Genomic DNA, 20696 nt, shown 5'->3' with positions numbered 1-20696 from the left:
GCCAGAGACGGGACGTGCCGAATTGCACGCGGCGCTGACCGCTACCTTTTGACATCGGCAAGGTCCGCGGCCGTCAGGCGCATCGATTCGCGTCAGCCTTCAAACGCCGCGCTTCGACTTTTCCCTTGGGTTCGGGCATTTCAATTTGGATGCCGCACCCCCGCTTGACGTAGGCATCTACGGCTTTCTGTTTGAGGGCGGGCCAACGGATCCGCGCTCAATGATCGCGGTCGGCAGAATGAGCCTTTCGGGCGGTCTTGTTTCGCCCTTCAGGCGGCGAATGAGCAGTTCCGCGACGCTTTTTCCAAGCGAATAGACGGGCTGGTCGACGACGGTGATGGGCGGGGTGGTGACGCTCGTCCAGTCCGCGTCATGGAAGGTGATGAGCGAAATGTCCTGGGGAATCCTCAGGCCGCGCTGGCGGATGACCCTGAAGATCTCCAGCGCTATGAGGCTGTCGGAAGCAAGGATCGCCGTCGGCCGATCAGGCCCGGACAGCAGCTTTTCGGCGAGCCTGCGCGTTTCGTCGGGACTTGTTGCACCAAGGCGAACATAACGTTCGGGCCTATCAATTCCGGCGTCTCGGCACACAGTGAGGAAACCGTCGATACGCTCGCGAACCGATGAGGTGTAGATTTGCCCGAGGTCGCGGTATTCATGCCCCTCGGCGTCGACCGCGGTGACATAGGCGATGTTGCGGTGGCCGGCGTCCGCAAGGATGCGGGTCGCCCGCATGGCGATGCCGCGATCGTCGACCGTGACAGTATCGACGTCCAGATCGGGCAGCGCCCGGTCAAGCAGGGCAAGCGGTCGGCCTGAACGGTGGATGTCTCGCAGATGCGAGATATCCCGCGATTCCGATGGCGTGACGATCAGCCCGTCGACGCGCTTGCCGATCAACAGCCGTACAGCTGCCTTTTCCACCTCGATACGCTCGCCGGAGTTGGCCAGAATGACGTTGAATCCGGCTGCCCTTGCCGCATCGCTGATGCCGCGCACCGCGAGGCTGAAGAACGGGTTCTCGATGTCGCCGACAACCACCCCGATGATGCCGGACCTGCCGGTCGTCATGCTCCGGGCCAACTCGTTCGGACGGTAGTCCAGTGTCTTGGCGGCAGCCATGACGTCGGCGCGGATCGTGTCGCTGACGACGCCGTATCCGCCGAGCACGCGCGCGGCGGTCGCTTTCGACACGTTTGCCGCGCGGGCGACGTCGCTGACAGTTATCGACCGGGTTTTGGGCGCGGTTCTTTTCATCGGACGAACGACTACAAGAGTTGTTGACGGAAGGTCAATCTGGCGGTAACGATTATCAAAGAGACCGGTCTCATGCAATAAGAGACCGGTCTCTTTCGAAAAAATGCGGAGCCAGGAGACGTGATGGCAGCCTGCAGTGCAAGCCGCTGTCGTGGCGGCGGACGATGTGAGGCGTGAAATTACGGGCTCAACGTAAATGCCAAGAAGAACAGACCTTCAGAGTGGAGAGAAGACATGAGCAGGACAGGAATTCTCAAGTCGTTGATGTCGCCGGTCCAGGCCGGCGCAATGGCTCTTATGGTTGTGTGCATCGGCGCGGGTTTGGTTTCGCGGGCCGCTGCCGCGGATGACAATCCCTATGGCCTTATCGATGCGAAGGTCATCAGCGTCGGTACCATGGGAGACGCCAAACCCTACGCTTTCACTCAGGCGGATGGAACGTTCACGGGCTTCGACATTGAATTCTTCCGGAACGTCGCAAGCCGCCTTGGATTCAAACCCGATCAGGTGATCTTCACCGGTCAGGAGTTCTCGGCGCTGATGCCTTCGGTTGCCAATGAGCGCTTCGACGTGGCGGTCGCGGCGATCGGCACGACGGAAGCGCGCAAGAAGACAGTCGACTTTTCCGACGGCTATCTCGCAGGCTATCTCTCGGTGCTTACCGCCGACAAGGCGATAACTTCGGCGGATGGGCTTAAGGGCAAGCGTCTTGGCGTCGTGCAGGGTACGCTGCAGGAAATCTATGCGGCGAAGAATTTTGTCGGAACGGATCTCGTCAAATTCCCCGACAACAACTCCGCCGTTTCCGCGCTCAACAATGGAACCGTCGACGCGCATTTCCTCGATTACGAGGCCGCCAAGCAATACGGCGAGCGTTATCCGGGGCTGACGATAGCGGTCAATATTCCTTCCTTCGACGCGCCTGCGGGCTTCGTCGTGCGCAAGGGCAACGATAAGCTTCGCAATGCGCTGAACACGGCCCTGCATGCGGCCATGCAGGATGGCACCTGGAAGACGCTTTATGAGAAGTGGTTCCCCGGCTCGCCGATGCCTGACCAATATCTCCCCAAGAAGTGACCTCACCAGCCGCCGGCCGTGAGGCCGGCGGCTGGAAGACATGCTGTTGCGCCTGATTTCTGGGCGGCGCGAATGGCGCAATGGAAGGGGATCGAATGAACTGGCTTGAAAACTTACGCCGCAGTTTCCTTGACTGGCAAGCCATGGCGGACGTGCTGCCGAGCATGATCACCATCGGATTGAAGAACACCTTGATTCTCGCCGCCACTTCCACGGTGCTCGGCGTCATTCTCGGTATGATCCTGGCGGTCATGGGCATCTCGCAATCGCGTTGGCTGCGCATTCCAGCTAGGGTCTACACCGACATTTTCCGCGGTCTTCCGGCGATCGTGACGATCCTGCTGATCGGCCAGGGCTTCGCCCGCATCGGTCGTGAGATTTTCGGGCCTTCGCCCTATCCGCTCGGCATTCTCGCCCTCAGCCTGATCGCCGGCGCCTATATCGGCGAAATTTTCCGCTCGGGCATCCAGAGCGTCGAGCGCGGGCAGATGGAAGCCTGCAGGGCGCTCAGCATGAGCTACGGGCAGGGCATGCGTCTGATCGTGATCCCGCAGGGCATCCGCCGCGTCCTGCCGGCGCTGGTCAACCAGTTCATCGGCAACGTCAAGGATTCGAGCCTCGTCTACTTCCTCGGCCTGCTCGCGTCGGAGCGCGAGATTTTCCGTGTCGGTCAGGACCAGGCGGTGGTTACCGGAAACCTCTCGCCATTGCTGCTGGCTGGCATGTTCTATCTCGTCATCACCGTGCCGTTGACCCATGTGGTCAACTATATCGACAACTCGCTGCGGGTCGGAAAGCAAAAGGCCGGCCTCGTCACCAGCGGTCTTGCCGAGGTGAGCGAACTGGAAAGCGCCATCAGCGGTCCACCTTCGGAGGCCCGCCCTGAAGACATCTCGGCGCTTCCCCGCTTCAAGGGCGGCAGTCTCGCGATCACCAATCTCGACATGGCCTACGGCGATCTCGCGGTCCTCAAGGGCGTCAGCCTGACGGTCAAGCCTGGCACGGTCACTTGTGTCATCGGCCCATCAGGTTCGGGTAAGTCGACCCTGTTGCGCTGCCTCAACCGCCTGGTCGAGCCGAAAGGTGGCGACGTGCTGCTCGATGGCGCGAGCACTCTGGCGATGAAGCCTGAAAAGCTGCGTCGGCGTGTCGGCATGGTGTTCCAGCATTTCAACCTGTTTCCCGACCACACAGCCTTTGAAAACGTCATGCTGTCGCTGACCAAGGTCAAGGGAATCCCAGTGCAGGAGGCCGAGCGCATCGCCGAGGCGCGCCTTGCCGATGTTGGGCTCGCCGCCCGCAAACACCATCGTCCCGGCAGCCTATCCGGTGGCCAGCAACAGCGTGTGGCAATCGCCCGTGCGCTGGCAATGGACCCGGAGGTCATCTTGTTCGACGAGGTGACGAGCGCGCTCGATCCCGAACTGGTCAAGGGCGTCCTCAATCTGATGGCGGACCTTGGTCGACGCGGCATGACGATGGTCGTCGTTACCCATGAAATGGGCTTTGCCCGCAAGGTTGCCGATCAGGTCGTGTTCATGGATGAAGGCCGCGTCATCGAGGCCGGCACGCCCGCCGCGATCTTCGACACCCCGAAAAGCACGCGCCTGAAGCACTTCCTGGCCGAAGTGCTGTGACCGCACCATCGCTCGGCAGCTGAGACGCGTGGAACCCAAGCGCCTTCGCCCCCGCCGCTCACTCATCCTCCATACAGTGAAAGAATATTCCATGGCTACGTTACATCCGGTCACCAAAGTCGTCGTTGTCGGGGGCGGCATTTTCGGTGTGTCCTCGGCCGTTCATCTTGCAAGGCTCGGCATCGAAACCGTCCTCGTCAATAATGGACCGCTCGCCAAGGGCGCGTCTGGCCGCTCACTCGCCTGGCTCAATTCCGCGCGCAAGCGGTCGGCCGACTATCATCGCCTGCGCATGATCGGCATTGACCGCTACCGGACGCTGTCGGCGAGATATCCGGATGCTGCGTGGCTGCGTTTCGACGGTGGCCTGACATGGGATGCGGACAACGCCTCGAACGAGATCGCGGAAGTCTTCGCCCATGAAAAATGCCTCGGGTATGACGCGCAATACCTGTCCGCAGGCGCGATAGCGTCGGTCACGCCGGGCATCGATGCAAGCGCTGTCACGCCTGAAGGCGCGATCTTCAACCCGGGTGAAGGGTGGGTCGACCTGCCGTCGCTGATCGAGATATTGATTGCGGAATTCGTGGAGCGCGGCGGGCAACTGGTCACCGATGCCGGGAGCGCTGCGGTCACGGTCGTCAACGGCCGTGCTACCGGCGTCACGACGACGAGCGGCATCAGCTTTGCTGCCGACGCGGTACTCCTGGCGACCGGTGGCGATGTGCCGCGAATGGTGGCGGATTCCGGCCGGCATATCGCCGATGGGACGCCGATCGCGCTGCTGGTCAGGACCAAGCCGGTCAACTTGCCTCTTCGGGCCGTGCTCAACACGCCGCGCGTCGCCATCCGCCCGACGCCGGACGGAGCTCTCGCGCTCGATTCCGCCTGGTCGGAAGAAGAGGTGGTCGTCAATTCGGACGGTACTTATGGCGTGAAGGATTCGACCGTTCAGGGGCTTCTCATCGAAGCCTCAAAGGTTCTCGAGGGCCATCCGAAGCTGGAGTTGGAAAGCTATGGTGTCGGCCCCAAGCCGATACCCGCAGACGGCGAACCGGTATTCGGCCAATTGAAGGACATCAAGGGATATTACGTCGCCTTCAGCCACAGCGGCGCGACGCTTGGCTTGATCGCCGGCGAGCTGCTTGCCGGCGAGATCGCCACCGGAAGAGAGCACCCACTCCTTGCAAACTTTCGGCCAGCTCGGTTTTCTTGAGGATCGTTGCAAAATATGAACTGCCGCTAATCATCTACACGCTGGAGTCGTTGAATGTCCGCACCACGTGCTTCCGAACCCCGCTCCAGGTCCAAAAGCAGACTGGTAGCTCTCGTGAAGAGTTTCGGGCGCCGGCAGGCGTACGAAAGTCCCCGAGGAAGGAACCCGCGGGCCACAGGTGACGGCTATGGAGATTTCGGATTTCAGCGGATGTCGGCGAGGGCGCGACTGCCGCGGGGAAGCGCCGGGATGGATGCGGACGGACCGCTTCGCCTTCCGGCCACGCGGCGTGGTCGGCTCGTCGCGCAGCCGGATGCGCCCCCTGCGGCGTCGATGAACATCGCGAGCGCGTGTGGATCCGTTGCCGGAGGCTGAGCGCCTGCGGCTGGAGGCTGGATCATGTCATGCCGGGTCACGGGACGGTCTCCCGGTGAGTTGTCCTCGCGTCGGGCGGTCCGCCCGGCTGCCTCCACCGTTGGATCGTCTCGATGACGATCATGCGTCCGCCGCAGCAGGGGCATGGCGGCCGGACATCAGCCGGCTCTTCCGAGGTGTCGTTCTCGGACGGCGCAGCGACGTTCAGCAGTTCGCGGGCGCGTGCGAGGCTGCCTTTGCGGGAGCCGCCGGCAAGCAGGCCGTAATGCCGGATGCGATGGAAGCCGTGCGGCAGGACATGGAGCAGGAAGCGGCGGATGAACTCATCGATCGTGAGCACCATGACCTGCTGACGGTCGGCGCCGTCACGGCGGTAGTCTTTGTAGCGGAAGGTGACGCTGTTCTTGTCGAAGGCGATCAGGCGGCTGTTCGAGATAGCGACCCGGTGGGTGTAGCGCGACAGGTAGGCGAGCACCGCCTCCGGTCCCGCGAACGGCGCCTTGGCATAGACCACCCAGCGCTTCTTCCGGACGGGAGCCAGGTGGCGCAGGAAGGCCCGCAGGGTGTCTTTCCCCACCCCTAGACAATAAAACGCACCGCGCGCTGAATATCGAAGAAATCTGCAGCCTTGAAACGCAGCGTGCGCGCCGCAACGTGCTCGACACCCGGATACCAGCTGGCACCATAGGCTTCGACCGGTGTGGTATATTCGACGACCAGCTCGAAACTGTCGGCGAGCCGGGGCAGGCAGGCTGACAGGTCGCGTGACAATGCCGCTTCAACGCCGTCTCGGATCGTCTTGACAGCGGCTCCGGGCGTCAGTGACGAGGTCGCCGGGCCAAACCCTTCGCTGGTCGCTACCGTGCCGATGGCCGGCACCAGAACCTTGGCATCCGCGCACATGCCGGCGTCGCCGCTGAGGAACACCGAGGGCACGCGATAGCGTGCCGCGCAGAGCGCGTTCAGCGTATATTCCGAGGCGACCTCGCCATTGATCAGCAACCGCGACACCGTGCCGGTCAAGGTATGCGCCAGCGGGTTGGTGTCGGTCCCCGCCTTGTTGTGATAGCCGGTGTAAAGCGCTGCGGCGAAGCTGGCATCGATGCCGAACATCATCATGTCAGGGTGGCCGCTCCAGCCGCGCACGATGCGGACATAGTCTGGCAGTTTCGACAGAATGAGGTTGCGCGCCGTGGAGTGCGCGTCCTTCACCACCACTTCGGTGGCGCCCGCCGCCCTGGCGCCCTCGCAGGCCGCGACCAATTCGTCGGTCATGTACTCGCGGAATTCGGCATAGTCGGGATTTCCCTTCTTGGCTTCGTCCCAGTTGGTGATGCCGGCGGTGCCTTCGATGTCGGCGCTGATGAATACCTTCATGATCTGTCTTCCTGTTTCAAAGTAGCTCGGCCATCGACGACAGCAGCCGGTCGATCTGCTCGGGAGAATGCTCGGAAAACATCGCCAGCCGCATCATCGGTACGTCGGGCGCGTCGGAATATCCCGAGGCCTGCGTCACCTTGACGACGATGTCGCGTTCGTCGAGCCGGGCCTGCAGCGCGTCGAAGTCGATGTCGCCCCTGATGGAAACGATAGGGACCGGCGTGTCGGCGACATCGAAGCCCAGCTCTCGCAAACCGCTTCTCATGCGGCGCACATTGCGGACGAGGTCGCAACGCATTCGCGGCGTCGTCTGCAGGATGCGCAAGGCGGCATTGGCCGCTGCCGCCGCGCCCGGCGGCGGCAGCGACGCGCCGCGCATGATCATGGCGTTGCGGCCTACCTTCTCGGCAAGTGCCGCGTCGCCCGGAATGATGCCGCCGAGCGCGCCGAAAGCCTTGCTCAGCGTGCCCGCTAAATAGTTGCCTTCAGTCTCCAGGCAGGCATGTTCGAGCGACCCGCGCCCACTCTCGCCGATCGCGCCGACGCCGTGGGAATCGTCGATGCATAAAAGCGCGCCGTCATACGGCGCCATCGCTTTGCGGTAATCCGCGAGCGGCGCCAATGCGCCTGTCGAGGGAAAGACGCCGTCGACCACCACAACGGGACGCTGCCCCGGTCCGACATGACGCGACAACGCTTCAGCCAGGCTGCCGGCATCGAGATGGCCGAAGCTGTGGACTGGCTTGCCGAGCGTGGGGATGGCGTCGCGGGCGCTGTAGTGCGTGGCGGCATCGACGAACACCACATCGAAATCGTCGCGCAGCCCCTGCAGCAGCGTCATCGGGCCAGTGTAGCCCGATATCATGGAAACGACGTGCTCGACGCCGAACCACGTGCAAAGCCGCTCGCCCAGGTCGGTATAGGCCTGCATCTGCGCCAATGTTCCGGGACCCATGCCGAACTGCCGCGTGGCGGTGCAGGCGGCCTCGATGACCTCGGGGTGGCCATGCAAACAGAAGTAGCTGGTGCCGCAGAAATAATCGACCTCACGGCCGTTGATGCGCATGCGGGCACCCAGCGGCGATTCCATCATAATCGGCATTGCCATTGGCGTTCTTCCGTTCAGGCGGCCGGCGCGTGCCGGCGCTCGAGGAACATCGGGCCGACCCGGATGCCGCGCCGGCCGTGATCGTCGATGGCGTCGATTTCGAGGATCTCCTCCTCGTAGAGGAGGCCGTGCATGCGAAAGCGCCCGGCCTCCACCGGCTCGCAGCTGTGCGTGCAGAAATACTCGATCAGGCATTTCAGCTCGCCATGGCTGTAGCTCAGATAGGTGATGTTGAAGTCCGGGCCGTATTCGCCGAGGTGCGGCGCGATTTCGGCCGGCACCGCCTCAGCGGGCAGCGCGTCGATGCGCGTCCAGTTCACCCCTTTCCACACCAGTGCGCCGGGAGCGGGAAACGACAGGTTCATGTGCGGATATTCGGCGCCGTGTCCATAGATACGCCCGTCAATGGTGAAATCCGAACCGGCGACAGGGCGGATCTGCAACGGCACGCCTTCGCCCATCAGAAAGAGCTTGCCGGCCTTGGCCTTGACCTCGACGACTTCGCCGGAGGTGTCGTGCCGGTAGTGGCCAGGCAGCGCCACAAGCTGGTCGGCGGCGACGGGCGGCAGGCTCTGCGGCCGCACCGGCAGTGTTCCCATACGGCGCTCGGCCAGCGCGATGCGCAGGCCCTCGACGCCGAGCCGTGCGCCTATCTGATTAGAGAAATCCAGCGTCGAGAAAATCAGCACGCCGACGCCGGCAGCGGGCAGCAGGATCATCTGGGACGAATAACCGTAGACGGCGCCGCCATGGCCGACCGACGTCCAGCCGTCGACGTCGCCGACGCCGAAGCACAGGCCATAGGTGTTCGCCACCCTTTCGCCGGAGGCGCGCTTGCCGACCGGCACCCACATCTCACGCAGCGATGCGGGCGATGCGATCGTCCGGCCATCCGGCGCGAAGCCGCCGCGCAGCAGGCACTGGGCATAGCGTGCCATGTCGCCAACGGTGGAATAGATGTTGCCGGCCGGCGGACCACCAAGGTCGAACACAGGCGCCGGGCTGTCGCCCTCCAGCGTCCACATGTCGGCGGGCGCGAGCCGCTCGGCGATGCCGGGCGCCAGGCCTGACGAGGTCTGGTTCATGCCAAGCGGCTTCAGGATGTTCTCGGTGACATATTCGGCATAGCTCCTGCGCGTCAGCGTCTCGATGACCCTCCCGGCCACGGCGATGCCGGCGTTGGAATAATGCATCTGGCCAAGGCTCGGATCTTGCTTCAGCGTCGAGGTGGCGAGCTCGGCCACGGTGTCGGCCAGCGGCGGCCGCCTTGCGTCGAGATAGTGGCCGCTCTTGGGCTCGCGCACCAGGCCGGCGGTGTGGCTCATCAGTTTGCGCAGGCTGATTTGCGCGCCGTGCGACCCGCCTTCGCGCCCTGCAAACGGGTTCAGCGGCTTGAAGCCAGGCAGATATTCGGAGACGTCGACATCGAGATCGACAAGCCCTTTTTCGGCAAGCTGCATGATCGACAGGGCTGTGAATGTCTTGGTGATCGAGCCGATGCGGAAACAGGTGTCGTCGCCCATGGCGAAGCCGCGGTTATGGCGCTGGATATGGCCGGCCACCATCAGGCCGTCGCAGTCGACAAGGCCATAGGAGATGGAAGGGATCGCCTTGTCCTCGACCTGCTGCCGGATCAGGTCCTCGAACAGCTCGATGGCAGCGGCGGAAAGTCTGCTCATTGGTGGTCTCCTCGGAAAATCGATCGGAAGCAGTGAGGGTTCCTTCGCCGAACGCTCAAAAGAAGGTCTTCATCGCTTCGATCACCCTGTAGTCGCTGTCGACAAGATAGATGATCTGCCACTTGTCGAATGTCGTGCATGGATGGGAAATGCCGAGCCCGACACGGTCTCCGACGGCAAGCGGTAGATCGGACGGGAAGCGCAAGTAAGCGTGCTGATCGTTGAGGTTGACGATCTCGCACCCTGGCGGCAAGTCCTGCGGATAGGCGCCCGCGCGGGACAGGAGCAGCGGCACGGGAAATCCCGAATCCGTGCCGCAGTCGCGCCGGCCGGCAGTCAGCAGGGCAAGCCCCGGCTCTGGAACCGACTGCACATAGGTCCAGATCTCAAGCGCCCGGCGCAGGCCGTCCTGCTCCCCGATCTTGGCTTGCAAGCGCTCATGGGCGCTCCGATAGAGCCCGGAATCGTGCGTGACGTAGCAGCCACTTCTGGTCACCACGCGGGCGTTGCAGTGCGCCAGCCTCTCGATGACGATATCGTAATGGGAGGAGCCGCCGGCGGTGACCAGCGGCGCATCGCTCTCGAACAAACCTTCATCCGCGCAAAGGTCAAAGAGCGCGGCGATTTCATCCATGAAAAGGCTGACCGCCTGCTCGGGCGACCCGTTTTCGGTTTTTATCAGGCCTTCGAACGCCTCGATCCCGACAAGGCGAAGCTCCGGGGTGGCGCGTATCTGCCTGGCAAGGGCAAGGGCGATGTCATTGGTCCGGCAGCCGGTGCGGCCGCCAGGATAGCCGCGTTCGAGAAGCAGTTGCAGCGGGTGGTCGAGGCGGTTGCGGCGCACTGCTTCGGCCGCCGCTTCGATGCCGACGGCGCTGTCGACGATCATCATGAAATCGAGGTCCGGCTCCTTGACCATCGCGGTGATCGCGTCGAGCTCCGATCGTCCGACCGCCTGATTGGCGAGGATGATCCGGTCCGCACCGAAATTGCGGCAGACGCGCATCTGCTGGACTGTCGCGACGGTTACGCCCCAAGCGCCATCGGCGATCTGGCGGGCAATGATCTGCGGGCACATCGTCGTCTTGACATGCGGTGCAATCAGCGCGCCGCGCTCGGATACGAAACGCTGCATCCAGCGCGAATTGTGGGCGAGCGCATCGGCACGGATAATTGCCGCGGGCAGTGGCAAGTCGCCGGCCAGGACATTCCAGCCCTGATTGGCGACGTCGGCGAGTCCGAGCCTTGCGCCGAACGGAATGCCTTTGATGCTGTCGTCCACAACAACCGACGCCAGCGCGTCAAGATTGAAGGCCATTGGCCGATCTCCCCCCAAAACCAGAGCTACGCAACGGAGACATGTGCGGCGCTGCCAAGGCCGGCGCGAGCCGGTGACACCGCATCGGGATCGAAGCCGGTTTCGAGAATTTCGTCGGCGACTGTCCTGCGGCGTGCCAGCGCCGCGGCCACCTTGGCCAGCGCCGGGGCGGTCTGGATGCCATAGCCGCCCTGACCTGCCAGCCAGAAGAAGTCCTCGCAACGCGGGTCGAAGCCAACCACCGGGCTACGATCGGCGGCGAAAGTGCGCAGGCCCGCCCAGCGGCGTGAAATCGAACGGACGGGCAGATCGGCCGCTTGCTGGATGCGGTCTATGGCGACGGCGACGTCAAACTCGTCGGCCTGTGCATCACAAGGTGCGCTTGGCGTTTCATCCGCCGGCGAAGCGAGAAGCCGCCCGGCGTCCGGTTTGAAATAGAACTCCTCGTCGACGTCAATCACAAGCGGCCAGGATGAACCGTCCACGCCATCAGGCAGGTCCAGCATCATGGCCGTGCGCCGCAGCGGTGTTAGTCCGGCTGTTGCAACACCGGCCATGGCTGCAATGGCGTCGGCCCATGCGCCAGCGGCATTGACGATCGTCCTTGCCTCGAATTGCCCGTTGTTCGTGGAGACCCGCCAGCCGTAGGGACCCCGATCTACATCCACGACTTCGGCGGAGACCGCGATGCGGGCACCCCGGCTGCGCGCCCCGCGCAGATAGCCTTGATGCAAGCCGTGAACGTCGATGTCCATCGACGTCTCATCGAGGAGGGCCTGTGCCACATAGTCGGCTCGCATGATCGGCACGCGCCTGCACACGGCGTCTGTATCGAGAGCCAGCGACGGCTTTTCGCCAGTCTGGGCGAATATCTCGACCATCCTGAACATGCTCTCTTCCTGATCGGCGCGTGCGATGAAAAGCACATTGCGCGGCGTCAGCAGGGGATGTTCGGCAAAGCCGGCCGGTGGCGTTTCATACAGACCGCGACTGGCTCGCGTCAGCGACCGGATGGTGGCGTTGCCATAGGTTTCCGAAAAGAGGGCGGCCGAGCGGCCAGTCGTGTGGTAGCCGCAATGGCCCTCACGCTCGAGAAGCAGAACGCTCGCCCCGTCGGCCAACTCATAGGCCGCAGAGGCGCCCGCCATGCCGCCGCCTACAACAACAAAGTCGAACATCGTTCACTCCAAGCCGATTGATCTCATCAGAAACTTATTTTTCCGATTGATCAAGAAGTTTTCCGTATCGCGCAAAAAAATAGAATGTAATATCTTTGAGGGCCTGAAATGCGGGATACGGCAACGGAAATGATGGATCAGAAAGCCAGCCTGGGTGATTTCGTGCGGGAAATCCGCACCCGCAACCATTGGACGCTGTCGCAAGTCAGCGCGATGACCGGGCTCGCCATATCGACATTGTCCAAGGTTGAAAACAACCAGATGTCGTTGACCTACGACCGCATTGTCCAGTTGGCCGATGGGCTGAAGGTCGACATTGTCGAACTGTTCGGGACCCGAGCCACGGAAGCCACCCCGAGCCCACTGGGCCGCCGCACGATCAGCAGGGCAGGCGAGGGCAGGTCCATCAAGACCAAGAACTACGACTATCTCTATTTGTGCACCGACATCTCGAAAAAGTCGATCGTCCCGATGTTTGGCGTGGCGCACGCCCGCACGATGGAAGAGTTCGGCACCTTCATCCGCCACGTCGGTGAAGAATATACCTATGTGGTCGAAGGCGAGCTCGAGCTCCACACCGAACACTATGAGCCAGTGACCTTGAAGGTCGGCGACTCCGTCTATTTCGACGCAACGATGGGCCATGCATACGTGACGGTCAGCGAGAAGCCGGCGCGCTTTGTCTGCGTTTGCTCCACGTCCGAGAAAGAACTGATCGACGCGATCGGCTCGTCCTCGATCGCTGAAAGCGCCATTTCGAAACTGGCGCCACGCGCCAATACCGATCAACTGGCGCGTACGATAAGAAAATAAGTTGCGCTTAGGAAAATCGCTGCCTAATCTGATCCTGCGGACAAATTGCCGGAAACAGGCGTCGTTCGAGTCCGCCGAACCTCAGAGGGTAGATAGATGGTTTTCGCGCACTGGAAGAAGCTGGGCCTTGCCCTTTTAGTTACATCATCGCTTACGCAAACAGCATGGGCCGCTTCGGACGTGCTGGTTCTCAGCCGGGCGGAGGACGCGCCGACCGCGGACCCTGGCGTCGAGATCAGCAACAGCGGCTATACCTTCATCTATGCCGCCTATGAGCATCTGGTTGCCTACAAGGGCGCGACCACCGAGGTCGTTCCGGAGCTCGCGGAAAGCTGGTCCGTCGACGACACCAACACGGTCTGGACCTTCAAGCTGGCCCAGGGCCACAAATTCGATGACGGCACACCTGTCGACGCGGCAGCGGTCAAGTTCAGCTTCGACCGCGCAATGAAGCTCAAGGCCGGCCCTTCCGATGCCTTTCCCGTGCTGAAGGAAGTTCAGGTCGTCGATCCGGGCACCGTCAAGTTCATCCTGTCGTCGCAGTTCGCACCGTTCCTCTCGACCATGGCCGTCTCCGGCGCGGCCATCATCAATCCGAAAGTGATGGAGCATGAAAAAGATGGCGACATGGCCAAGGCATGGCTGGCGGAGCACACGGCCGGCAGTGGCGCCTACAAGATCACCAGCTGGGAACGCAACCAGAGCGTCGTCCTCGATCGCAATGAGCATTACGCTGGGTCAACTCCGGCCTTGAAGCAGATCGTGGTGCGCACCGTCGGTGAAATCTCGGCGCGCCGCCTGCAGCTCGTCAACGGCGATGCCGACATCATCGAACAGGTCCCGGTCGACCAGGCGGCCGCGCTCAAAGGCGATCCCAACATCGTTGTCGAGAGCAATCCAAGCCTCTACGTCAACTACGTCTATATGAACAACAAACGCCCACCGCTCGACGATGCGCGCGTGCGCCAGGCGATCTCCTATGCCGTGGACTACAAGGGCATCGTCGACGGCATCATGCAGGGCCAGGCCGAGCAGATGCGTGGCGCTGTTCCGGACGGCATGTGGGCGCACGACCCCAACGGTTTCCAGTACAGCTACGACGTCGAGAAAGCCAAGGCACTGTTGAAGGAAGCCGGCAAATCCGACATCCATCTGACCTACACATTCTCGCAGGCAGACACGGCCTGGGAACCGGTCGGCCTCGCCTTGCAGGCAAATCTCGCCGACATTGGCATCAAGCTCGATCTGCAGGCTGTTGCCGACACCACAAAACGCGAAATGGCGGCAAGCGGCAATTACGACCTGGCGCCAGGCGCATGGACGCCCGATTTCGCCGACCCCTACATGTTCATGAACTACTGGTTCGATCCGGACCGGATGGGCGGCCCGGGTAACCGCGCCTTCTACAACAATCCCAAGGTTGCCGGCCTTGTTCGCGAGGCCGCCAGCATCATCGACCAGCCGAAGCGCGAGCAACTCTACCTCGAGGCACAGAAGCTGTCGACGCAAGACGCACCCTATCTCTACCTGATGCAGAAGAACGACATCTTCGCGCGGCGGGCCGTGGTCAAGGGCTACGTCTACAACCCGATGCTCATCCAGGTCTACAACTTCGCCACCATGTCGAAGTCGGAATGACCGCGCGCGACGGAGCGCCGATGGCGCTCCCGTTCGTCGCCCATATGGACCCTGACCTTTTCGGCATCCCTGCCTTGCAGAGTGCTGCCACGCCAGATGCCTTCCGGACGATCCCCGGAAGCGTCCGGCTGTGCAATCTCGACGATGGCTTGAACACGGGAAGCGCCGGACAATGTCTGACGGTCGGGGAGGCGGGACGCCTTTCCGGCCGCCCTGTTCCGTAGGCAAAAGAAGCCCGCAGCGCCGCGAGGACCGACCTCAAATGACGATCATGCGCATTATCATCCCCCGCTTCGTGATGCTGTTCTTCGTCGTCTTCGGCGTCGCGGTCATCACCTTCATCATTTCCCACCTGATCCCCGGCGATCCCGCCCGGATGATCGCCGGTGACAGGGCAAGCGCCGAAACGCTGATGAGTGTGCGGCGCGATCTCGGGCTCGACCGGCCAGTGTGGGATCAGTTCGCCATCTACGTCAGCAACCTGCTGCATGGCGACCTCGGTACCTCGCTGCGGACGCGCCGCTCGGTTGCCGGCGACATTGCCACCTTCCTGCCGGCAACGATGGAGCTCGGCGCCATCTCGCTGATCCTGTCGATCGTGATCGGCATTCCGCTCGGCGTGGCCTCCGCCATCTACAAGGACGGACCAATCGATCAGGTGGCTCGCACCATCTCGGTCTGCGGTATCTCGATGCCGGTGTTCTGGTTCGCACTGGTGCTGGTGCTGCTGTTCTACGCCAAGCTGCACATTCTGCCCGGGAGCGGTCGCATCGACATGGGCATTGCGTTGCCAACGCGCATCACCGGCTTCTTCCTGATCGATTCCCTGCTCGAAGGCCGCATGGACGCTTTCTGGAGCAGCGTGCGGCATCTCATCTTGCCTTCCGCCGTGCTCGCCTTTGCCAATCTCGGCGTCATCACGCGCCAGATCCGGGCTTCGATGCTGGACGTCCTTCAGGAGGACTACATCCGAACGGCTCGCGCCAGTGGCCTGCGACGCCGGGTCATCATCTTCAACCATGCCTTGCGTAACGCATTGATCCCGTCGATCACGCTGCTTGGCCTGGCGCTCGGCGACCTTCTCTACGGCGCGGTGCTGACCGAGACCGTGTTCGCATGGCCGGGCATGGGCACCTATGTCGTGACCTCGATCCAGACGCTCGATTTCCCGGCGATCATGGGGTTCACCGTGGTTGCATCGATCGGCTACGTCCTCATCAACCTGATCGTCGACATCGCCTACATGTTCGCCGATCCGCAGATCAGGGAGATCGGATGATGAGCGTCGCATCTTCGACAACACAAAGTGTCGCCGCCGCCGCTGGCTGGAAATCGAGATTACATTTTTTCTGGTATCTGACCCGCCGCAGCCCACTGACGCTGGTTGGGGCGGTGATCATCTTGATGGTCATCGTGATGATCGTCGCCGCGCCGCTGATTGCACCCTACAATCCCGACAAGCTGATGCTGTCCGCGCGTCTGCAGCCACCGAGCGCGCTTCACTGGTTCGGTACCGACGAAGTCGGTCGCGACCTGTTTTCACGCATCATCTACGGGTCGCGTGCCTCATGCGTCGCGGCGTTCATGATCGTCCTGATATCGGTGAGCATCGGCGTGGTCATTGGCTGCATGTCTGCCATACTGGGTGGTCGCATCGATACGGCGATCATGCGACTGATGGATGTCATCATGGCGCTGCCGGCGCTGGTTCTGGCCATGGCGCTCGCGGCGGCACTCGGCCCCAGTCTGGTCAACTCGATGCTGGCCGTGGCGATGGTGCGCATACCGGCCTATGTGCGGCTGGCGCGCGGGCAGACGCTGTCCTTGAGGGAACGGGTCTTCGTCAAGGCGGCGCGCACCTTCGGCGCCTCGCCACTCTACATCCTGCGCTGGCATGTCCTGCCCAATGCGATGTCGCCGATCATCGTGCAGGCAACGCTTGACCTTGGCGGCATTGTGCTGATTGCCGCGGCGTTGAGCTTCATCGGACTTGGCGCACAGCCGCCGACGTCTGAATGGGGGGCGCTGGTCAGCACGGGGCGCAACTACATCCTCGACCAATGGTGGTACTGCACCTTCCCCGGCCTTGCCATCCTGATCACCGCGATGGGCTGCAACCTGCTTGGCGACGGCATTCGCGACATGCTCGATCCACGGTTGGGGGGACGATGATGGTGGCGGCATCCGAAATCCTGAAGCCCACCGGGCAAAAACCCGCGGCCCTGACCATCGACGGCCTGTCGCTGGAATTCCCCACCTACGCCGGCGCGATCAAGGCGCTCGACGACGTGACGATCGAAATCGGCGCGTCCGAGATCGTTGGCCTGGTCGGCGAGTCGGGATGCGGCAAGTCGGTGACCACGATGGCGGCGACAAGGCTCCTGCCGGAGGGCCGCTACCGCGTCACCGCGGGCAGTATCCGCCTGTTTGGCCGCGATCCCTTCGCGATGGATGAAACCGAACTCCAGGACGTTCGCGGCAAGCTGGTCTCGACCATCTTCCAGGAGCCGATGAGCGCGCTCAATCCGACCATCCGGATTGGCCGTCAACTTGTCGGCGTCATCCAGCGCCACGAAGCGGTCAGTGAGGCCGAAGCCGAGCGCACGGCGCGCGGCATTCTCAAGGACATGCTGATCGCGGAACCCGAGCGGATCATGCGGGCCTATCCGTTCGAACTGTCGGGCGGCATGCGCCAACGCGTGCTCATCGCCATGGCCTTCTCGTGCAACCCCGGCTTGATCATCGCCGACGAGCCGACCACGGCTCTGGATGTGACGGTGCAGGCCGTCATCCTTCGCCTGATCCTCGATCGCGCCAAGCGAACCGGCACCTCGGTTGTCTTCATTTCGCACAACATTGCTGTTGTCTCACAGCTCTGCGACCGGCTGTACGTCATGTATGCGGGCCGCATCGTCGAGTCCGGTCCGACGCGGGCCGTGCTGGAAGCGCCACAGCACCCCTACACTCAAGCGCTGCTGCGCTGTCTGCCGGAGCGGGTGGAGCCGAAAGCGGAACTGGAGGCCATCCCCGGAACCGTGCCCAATCTGCTTGATCCGCCGCCGGGCTGTTTCTACCGGCCACGCTGTCCGGAAGCCAACGATCAATGTTTCGCAAAGCCTCCTTCGATGGCGCCTGCTCCCGATCATATCGTCGCCTGCTGGCGGCGCGAGACAATCCAACCATCGATCAAGGCGAGCGAGGCCACGCAATGACGACCGCGCCTCTTCTCAACGTCGAAGACCTTACCGTCAATTTTCCGATTCCCGGCGGCTGGTTCGGCCGGGCCACCTCCCATGTCCATGCCGTCAACAAGGTGGACCTGACGATCCGCCCGGGGGAAAGCCTAGGCATCGTCGGCGAGTCCGGGTGTGGTAAAAGCACGCTCGTCCAGGCGATTATCGGCCTTGTCGAGCGCAGCTCGGGCAAGGTGGTGATCGACGGCCAGGATTTTCACGAAGCGCGTGGCAGGCGCAAACGTGAAATCCGCCAGCAGATGCAGATCGTGTTCCAGGATCCGCAATCCTCGCTCGATCCACGCCTGCCGGTGTGGCGCCTGATCACCGAGCCGCTGCATGTGCGCGGGGGAATGTCGAAAGCCGCGCTGCGGGCGCGCGCCGCCGAACTCGCTGCTTCCGTCGGCCTGCGGCCGGAGCACCTGGATCGACGGCCGTATGAATTCTCCGGCGGCCAGCGGCAGCGCATCGCGGTTGCGCGGGCGATCAGCACCGATCCGGACCTGTTGATCCTCGACGAGCCGACGTCCGCGCTCGACGTGTCCGTGCAGGCGCAGATCATCAACCTGCTGCTGAAACTTCAGCGTGAGCTCGGCCTTGCCTATCTGATGATCTCGCACGACGTTTCGCTGGTGCGCCACTTCTGCGACCGCGTGGCGGTGATGTATCTCGGCCAGATTGTCGAGGCCGGACCGGCGGTGCAGGTGCTCGATTCTCCGGCGCATCCCTATACCAGAACCTTGCTGGCCACGGTTCCGAGCCTCAAGCACCCGCTGCCCGAGCTTGCTGCGACCCGTGTCGGCGAGCTTCCCAACAACCGGATCTTGCCAACCGGCTGCTACTATCGCGACCGCTGCTCGTTCGCCGCCGCAGGCTGCGACCGCCTGCAGCCTCTCGTCGAATTCGGCGATCGTGCCGGAACCGTCAGCATGTCACCGCCGGACAAGGCGGCATGGCCGCGCTCGGTACGATGTCACCGCGCGCAGGCGGGTGATATCTGAAAGCGGATGGTGGGCGGCCGCGGAGGGCGGTCGACCTACCCGGTTCGCGCGCCGCGAAACGCTGAAGCCTGGCGTTGATTATAGCGCCAATTCCGCGAATGGCTCCGCGACCTTCGGCCAGTATGGCTGCCGCAGCTTGGTGTATGCCAGATCGCGGAAATTGGGCTGCAGCGCTCCGGGCGCGGCCACATAGAGAATGTCCTTGGCGATCGGCTCAAAACCGGCCCGGAAATGATTGCTCGACTTGACGACCACGATCTTGCGAGTGGCGGGATCAAGACCAAGCGCGGTCATGCATTCGGGATGAAAGGTTTGCGTGCGCACGCTGTTGATCACCAGATCGATGCCGTCGGCGCTGACCCAGGCGGCGTCGCCGATCGGCAGCGGCACCACGCCAAAGCGCTGGGTGATGCCGGAAGCGATGCGGCGCACGGTGACGTTGAGGTCGAGCGGCTCGCCGGATGCCGCCCCGATCTTGCCGCCGATCCGAAGCGGCAGCGTCGCGCCTTCGCCGGCGGCCTGGCAAAGCCGCACCGCAATGGGATCCCAGTACAGGCAGCTGGCGACGCCGCGTATGCCGCGTTCGATCACCCGGCGAATGATGAAGGTGGAGTCGCCCGGAGCGCCGCCGCCTGCATTGTCCGATACGTCAGCCAGCACGACCGGGCCGCCGTCGGTCGCCATCGCGCGATCAAGCGCGTCGTCGATGGTGAGATGATGGGGTTCGAGCGCATTGCGCAGCGCGAAAATCTCGCGGCCAAAGGCCGACGCGACTTGGTGCGCCTTGCCTGCGTCGCGATCGGCGACGACCAGCATCTTGGCGCCGACATCGGCGACATCGCCCCAGGGGAAACCGTGGCCGAACGACACCGACAGGATGCCGTCGCGGCCTTGGCTCGCCTTCATGCGGTCGACCAGCCCGCGCAAGGGTTGTTGATGGGGCCTGAAGGTGCCGATCATGCGGCAATCGAACAGCGCCATCACCGGGCGGATCTCTCCGGCCAGCACCTTGACCATCAGCTCGAACAGATGGCCGGCGCGCTCCTCGATGTCGGTGTGGGGATATTCCATATAGGCCACGATCATGGTGGCGCTTTCCATCATGCGCCGCGTCAAATGGCAGTGCAGATCGAGCTCCGCGCCAATGGGGATATCGGGTCCGACCAGCGCACGGACATGGGCCAGCAGATCGCCTTCGACATCGTCGTAACCCTCGGCAACGCAAGCGCCGTGCAAGGCGAGAAGCACGGCGTCCACCGGCATGGCAGCTTTGAGGTCGCGCAGGATTTCGCTACGGAAATCTTCGTAGACGGAGCGTGTCGTCGTGCCGCCGGGCTCCGCCACGGCGCATAGGCTCTCGACAACAGTCCAGCCGCGCTCGCGAGCGGCATTGTGCCAGACAAAGAGTTGTGAAGAGCAGCAATTCAGCGGCTTCGTCGTGGCGTCGCCATGCGCAACCTGGCCCTCGACAAAGGCGTCATGGCCGGTGCGTATCGGAGAAAACGTGTTGGTTTCGGTGTCCAATCCAGCAATGAACAACTTCACGAAACCACCTCTGGCGCCGACCTGAAACAACTTTTATGATCAATAAAAATATGTTTATGTTCGGAAAGTCAATTGCCGACAGACCTTGAAAATATGTTCGCCGGATCCACCCGCAAGGCTTGCCTCGATCGCGCTCGCGAGCTGCTGGCGGTTGCGCGACCAGCCGACGACGACGCATCGTAAAGTTAACTGAAGGCTGACGGAAATCTGCGATCAGGCAGCATGTCGAAGATTTCCCGTG

Annotated in this window: 17 protein-coding genes and 1 pseudogene; 10 read left to right on the top strand and 8 right to left on the bottom strand. The window is 62.8% G+C overall.

The window, feature by feature from the left end; genetic code table 11:
* Positions 1–177 precede the first annotated feature (177 nt).
* The gene (locus FCU66_RS27215) at positions 178–1257 is read right to left on the bottom strand and encodes a LacI family DNA-binding transcriptional regulator (RefSeq protein ID WP_136615880.1); all 1080 of its coding nucleotides are present in this window, start codon (positions 1255–1257) and stop codon (positions 178–180) included.
* A gap of 234 nt (positions 1258–1491) precedes the next feature.
* Between FCU66_RS27215 and FCU66_RS27210 the strand changes: the two genes are divergently transcribed.
* The 3 genes from FCU66_RS27210 to FCU66_RS27200 all read left to right on the top strand — a co-directional run bounded on the left by FCU66_RS27210 (position 1492) and on the right by FCU66_RS27200 (position 5187).
* Positions 1492–2334, top strand: a complete 843-nt coding sequence (locus FCU66_RS27210) for an ABC transporter substrate-binding protein (protein ID WP_136615879.1) — start codon at positions 1492–1494, stop codon at positions 2332–2334.
* 95 nt (positions 2335–2429) lie between these two features.
* Entirely contained in the window at positions 2430–3971 is a 1542-nt protein-coding gene (locus FCU66_RS42585) for an amino acid ABC transporter permease/ATP-binding protein (protein ID WP_136615878.1), read from the top strand.
* Positions 3972–4062: 91 nt separating this feature from the next.
* Positions 4063–5187, top strand: a complete 1125-nt coding sequence (locus FCU66_RS27200) for an NAD(P)/FAD-dependent oxidoreductase (protein ID WP_136615877.1) — start codon at positions 4063–4065, stop codon at positions 5185–5187.
* Between the two features lie 412 nt (positions 5188–5599).
* Here the strand turns inward: FCU66_RS27200 and FCU66_RS27195 are convergent.
* The 6 genes and pseudogenes from FCU66_RS27195 to FCU66_RS27170 all read right to left on the bottom strand — a co-directional run.
* A pseudogene (locus FCU66_RS27195) lies at positions 5600–6118 on the bottom strand (IS91 family transposase); the annotation flags it as partial.
* A gap of 23 nt (positions 6119–6141) precedes the next feature.
* Positions 6142–6939, bottom strand: coding sequence for a M55 family metallopeptidase (locus FCU66_RS27190; RefSeq protein ID WP_136615876.1), 798 nt, complete (start codon positions 6937–6939; stop codon positions 6142–6144).
* Positions 6940–6955: 16 nt separating this feature from the next.
* Positions 6956–8050 (bottom strand): aminotransferase class I/II-fold pyridoxal phosphate-dependent enzyme, encoded by a 1095-nt coding sequence (locus FCU66_RS27185; protein ID WP_136615875.1) that lies wholly within the window; start codon positions 8048–8050, stop codon positions 6956–6958.
* A 14-nt stretch (positions 8051–8064) separates the two neighbouring features.
* Positions 8065–9729: a serine hydrolase domain-containing protein gene (locus FCU66_RS27180; RefSeq protein WP_136615874.1), complete on the bottom strand. Its 1665-nt coding sequence runs from the start codon at positions 9727–9729 to the stop codon at positions 8065–8067.
* Between the two features lie 55 nt (positions 9730–9784).
* Entirely contained in the window at positions 9785–11047 is a 1263-nt protein-coding gene (locus FCU66_RS27175; RefSeq protein ID WP_136615873.1) for an amino acid deaminase, read from the bottom strand.
* A 26-nt stretch (positions 11048–11073) separates the two neighbouring features.
* On the bottom strand, positions 11074–12225 hold the full coding sequence (locus tag FCU66_RS27170) for an NAD(P)/FAD-dependent oxidoreductase (protein ID WP_136615872.1): 1152 nt from the start codon (positions 12223–12225) through the stop codon (positions 11074–11076).
* Between the two features lie 129 nt (positions 12226–12354).
* On the opposite strand from FCU66_RS27170, the gene FCU66_RS27165 reads away from it, so the two are divergent.
* The 7 genes from FCU66_RS27165 (at position 12355) to FCU66_RS27140 (ending at position 18910) form a co-directional block, all read left to right on the top strand.
* A complete protein-coding gene (locus FCU66_RS27165) occupies positions 12355–13038 on the top strand; it encodes a helix-turn-helix domain-containing protein (RefSeq protein WP_136615871.1) in 684 nt (227 codons plus the stop codon).
* Positions 13039–13134: 96 nt separating this feature from the next.
* A complete protein-coding gene (locus FCU66_RS27160; protein WP_010914230.1) occupies positions 13135–14676 on the top strand; it encodes an ABC transporter substrate-binding protein in 1542 nt (513 codons plus the stop codon).
* Positions 14673–14900, top strand: a complete 228-nt coding sequence (locus FCU66_RS41325) for a hypothetical protein (protein WP_136615870.1) — start codon at positions 14673–14675, stop codon at positions 14898–14900. Before FCU66_RS27160 ends, FCU66_RS41325 begins: the two co-directional genes overlap by 4 nt.
* 38 nt (positions 14901–14938) lie before the next feature.
* Positions 14939–15955 (top strand): ABC transporter permease, encoded by a 1017-nt coding sequence (locus FCU66_RS27155; RefSeq protein WP_032928857.1) that lies wholly within the window; start codon positions 14939–14941, stop codon positions 15953–15955.
* Positions 15955–16848 (top strand): D,D-dipeptide ABC transporter permease, encoded by an 894-nt coding sequence (ddpC, locus tag FCU66_RS27150; protein WP_136615869.1) that lies wholly within the window; start codon positions 15955–15957, stop codon positions 16846–16848. Before FCU66_RS27155 ends, ddpC begins: the two co-directional genes overlap by 1 nt.
* Positions 16848–17888, top strand: a complete 1041-nt coding sequence (locus tag FCU66_RS27145) for an ABC transporter ATP-binding protein (protein ID WP_136615868.1) — start codon at positions 16848–16850, stop codon at positions 17886–17888. The genes ddpC and FCU66_RS27145 overlap by 1 nt, the downstream gene beginning before the upstream one ends.
* Positions 17885–18910 carry an oligopeptide/dipeptide ABC transporter ATP-binding protein gene (locus tag FCU66_RS27140; protein WP_136615867.1) on the top strand — a complete coding sequence of 342 codons (1026 nt, stop codon included), beginning with the start codon at positions 17885–17887 and terminating at the stop codon, positions 18908–18910. The genes FCU66_RS27145 and FCU66_RS27140 overlap by 4 nt, the downstream gene beginning before the upstream one ends.
* 78 nt (positions 18911–18988) lie before the next feature.
* Here the strand turns inward: FCU66_RS27140 and FCU66_RS27135 are convergent, their stop codons facing one another.
* A complete protein-coding gene (locus FCU66_RS27135; protein ID WP_136615866.1) occupies positions 18989–20455 on the bottom strand; it encodes a M81 family metallopeptidase in 1467 nt (488 codons plus the stop codon).
* Positions 20456–20696 lie beyond the last annotated feature (241 nt).

The sequence above is a fragment of the Mesorhizobium norvegicum genome, from assembly GCF_004919685.1.
Lineage (GTDB): Bacteria > Pseudomonadota > Alphaproteobacteria > Rhizobiales > Rhizobiaceae > Mesorhizobium > Mesorhizobium norvegicum.
This window is presented reverse-complemented; position numbering and strand designations above follow the sequence as displayed.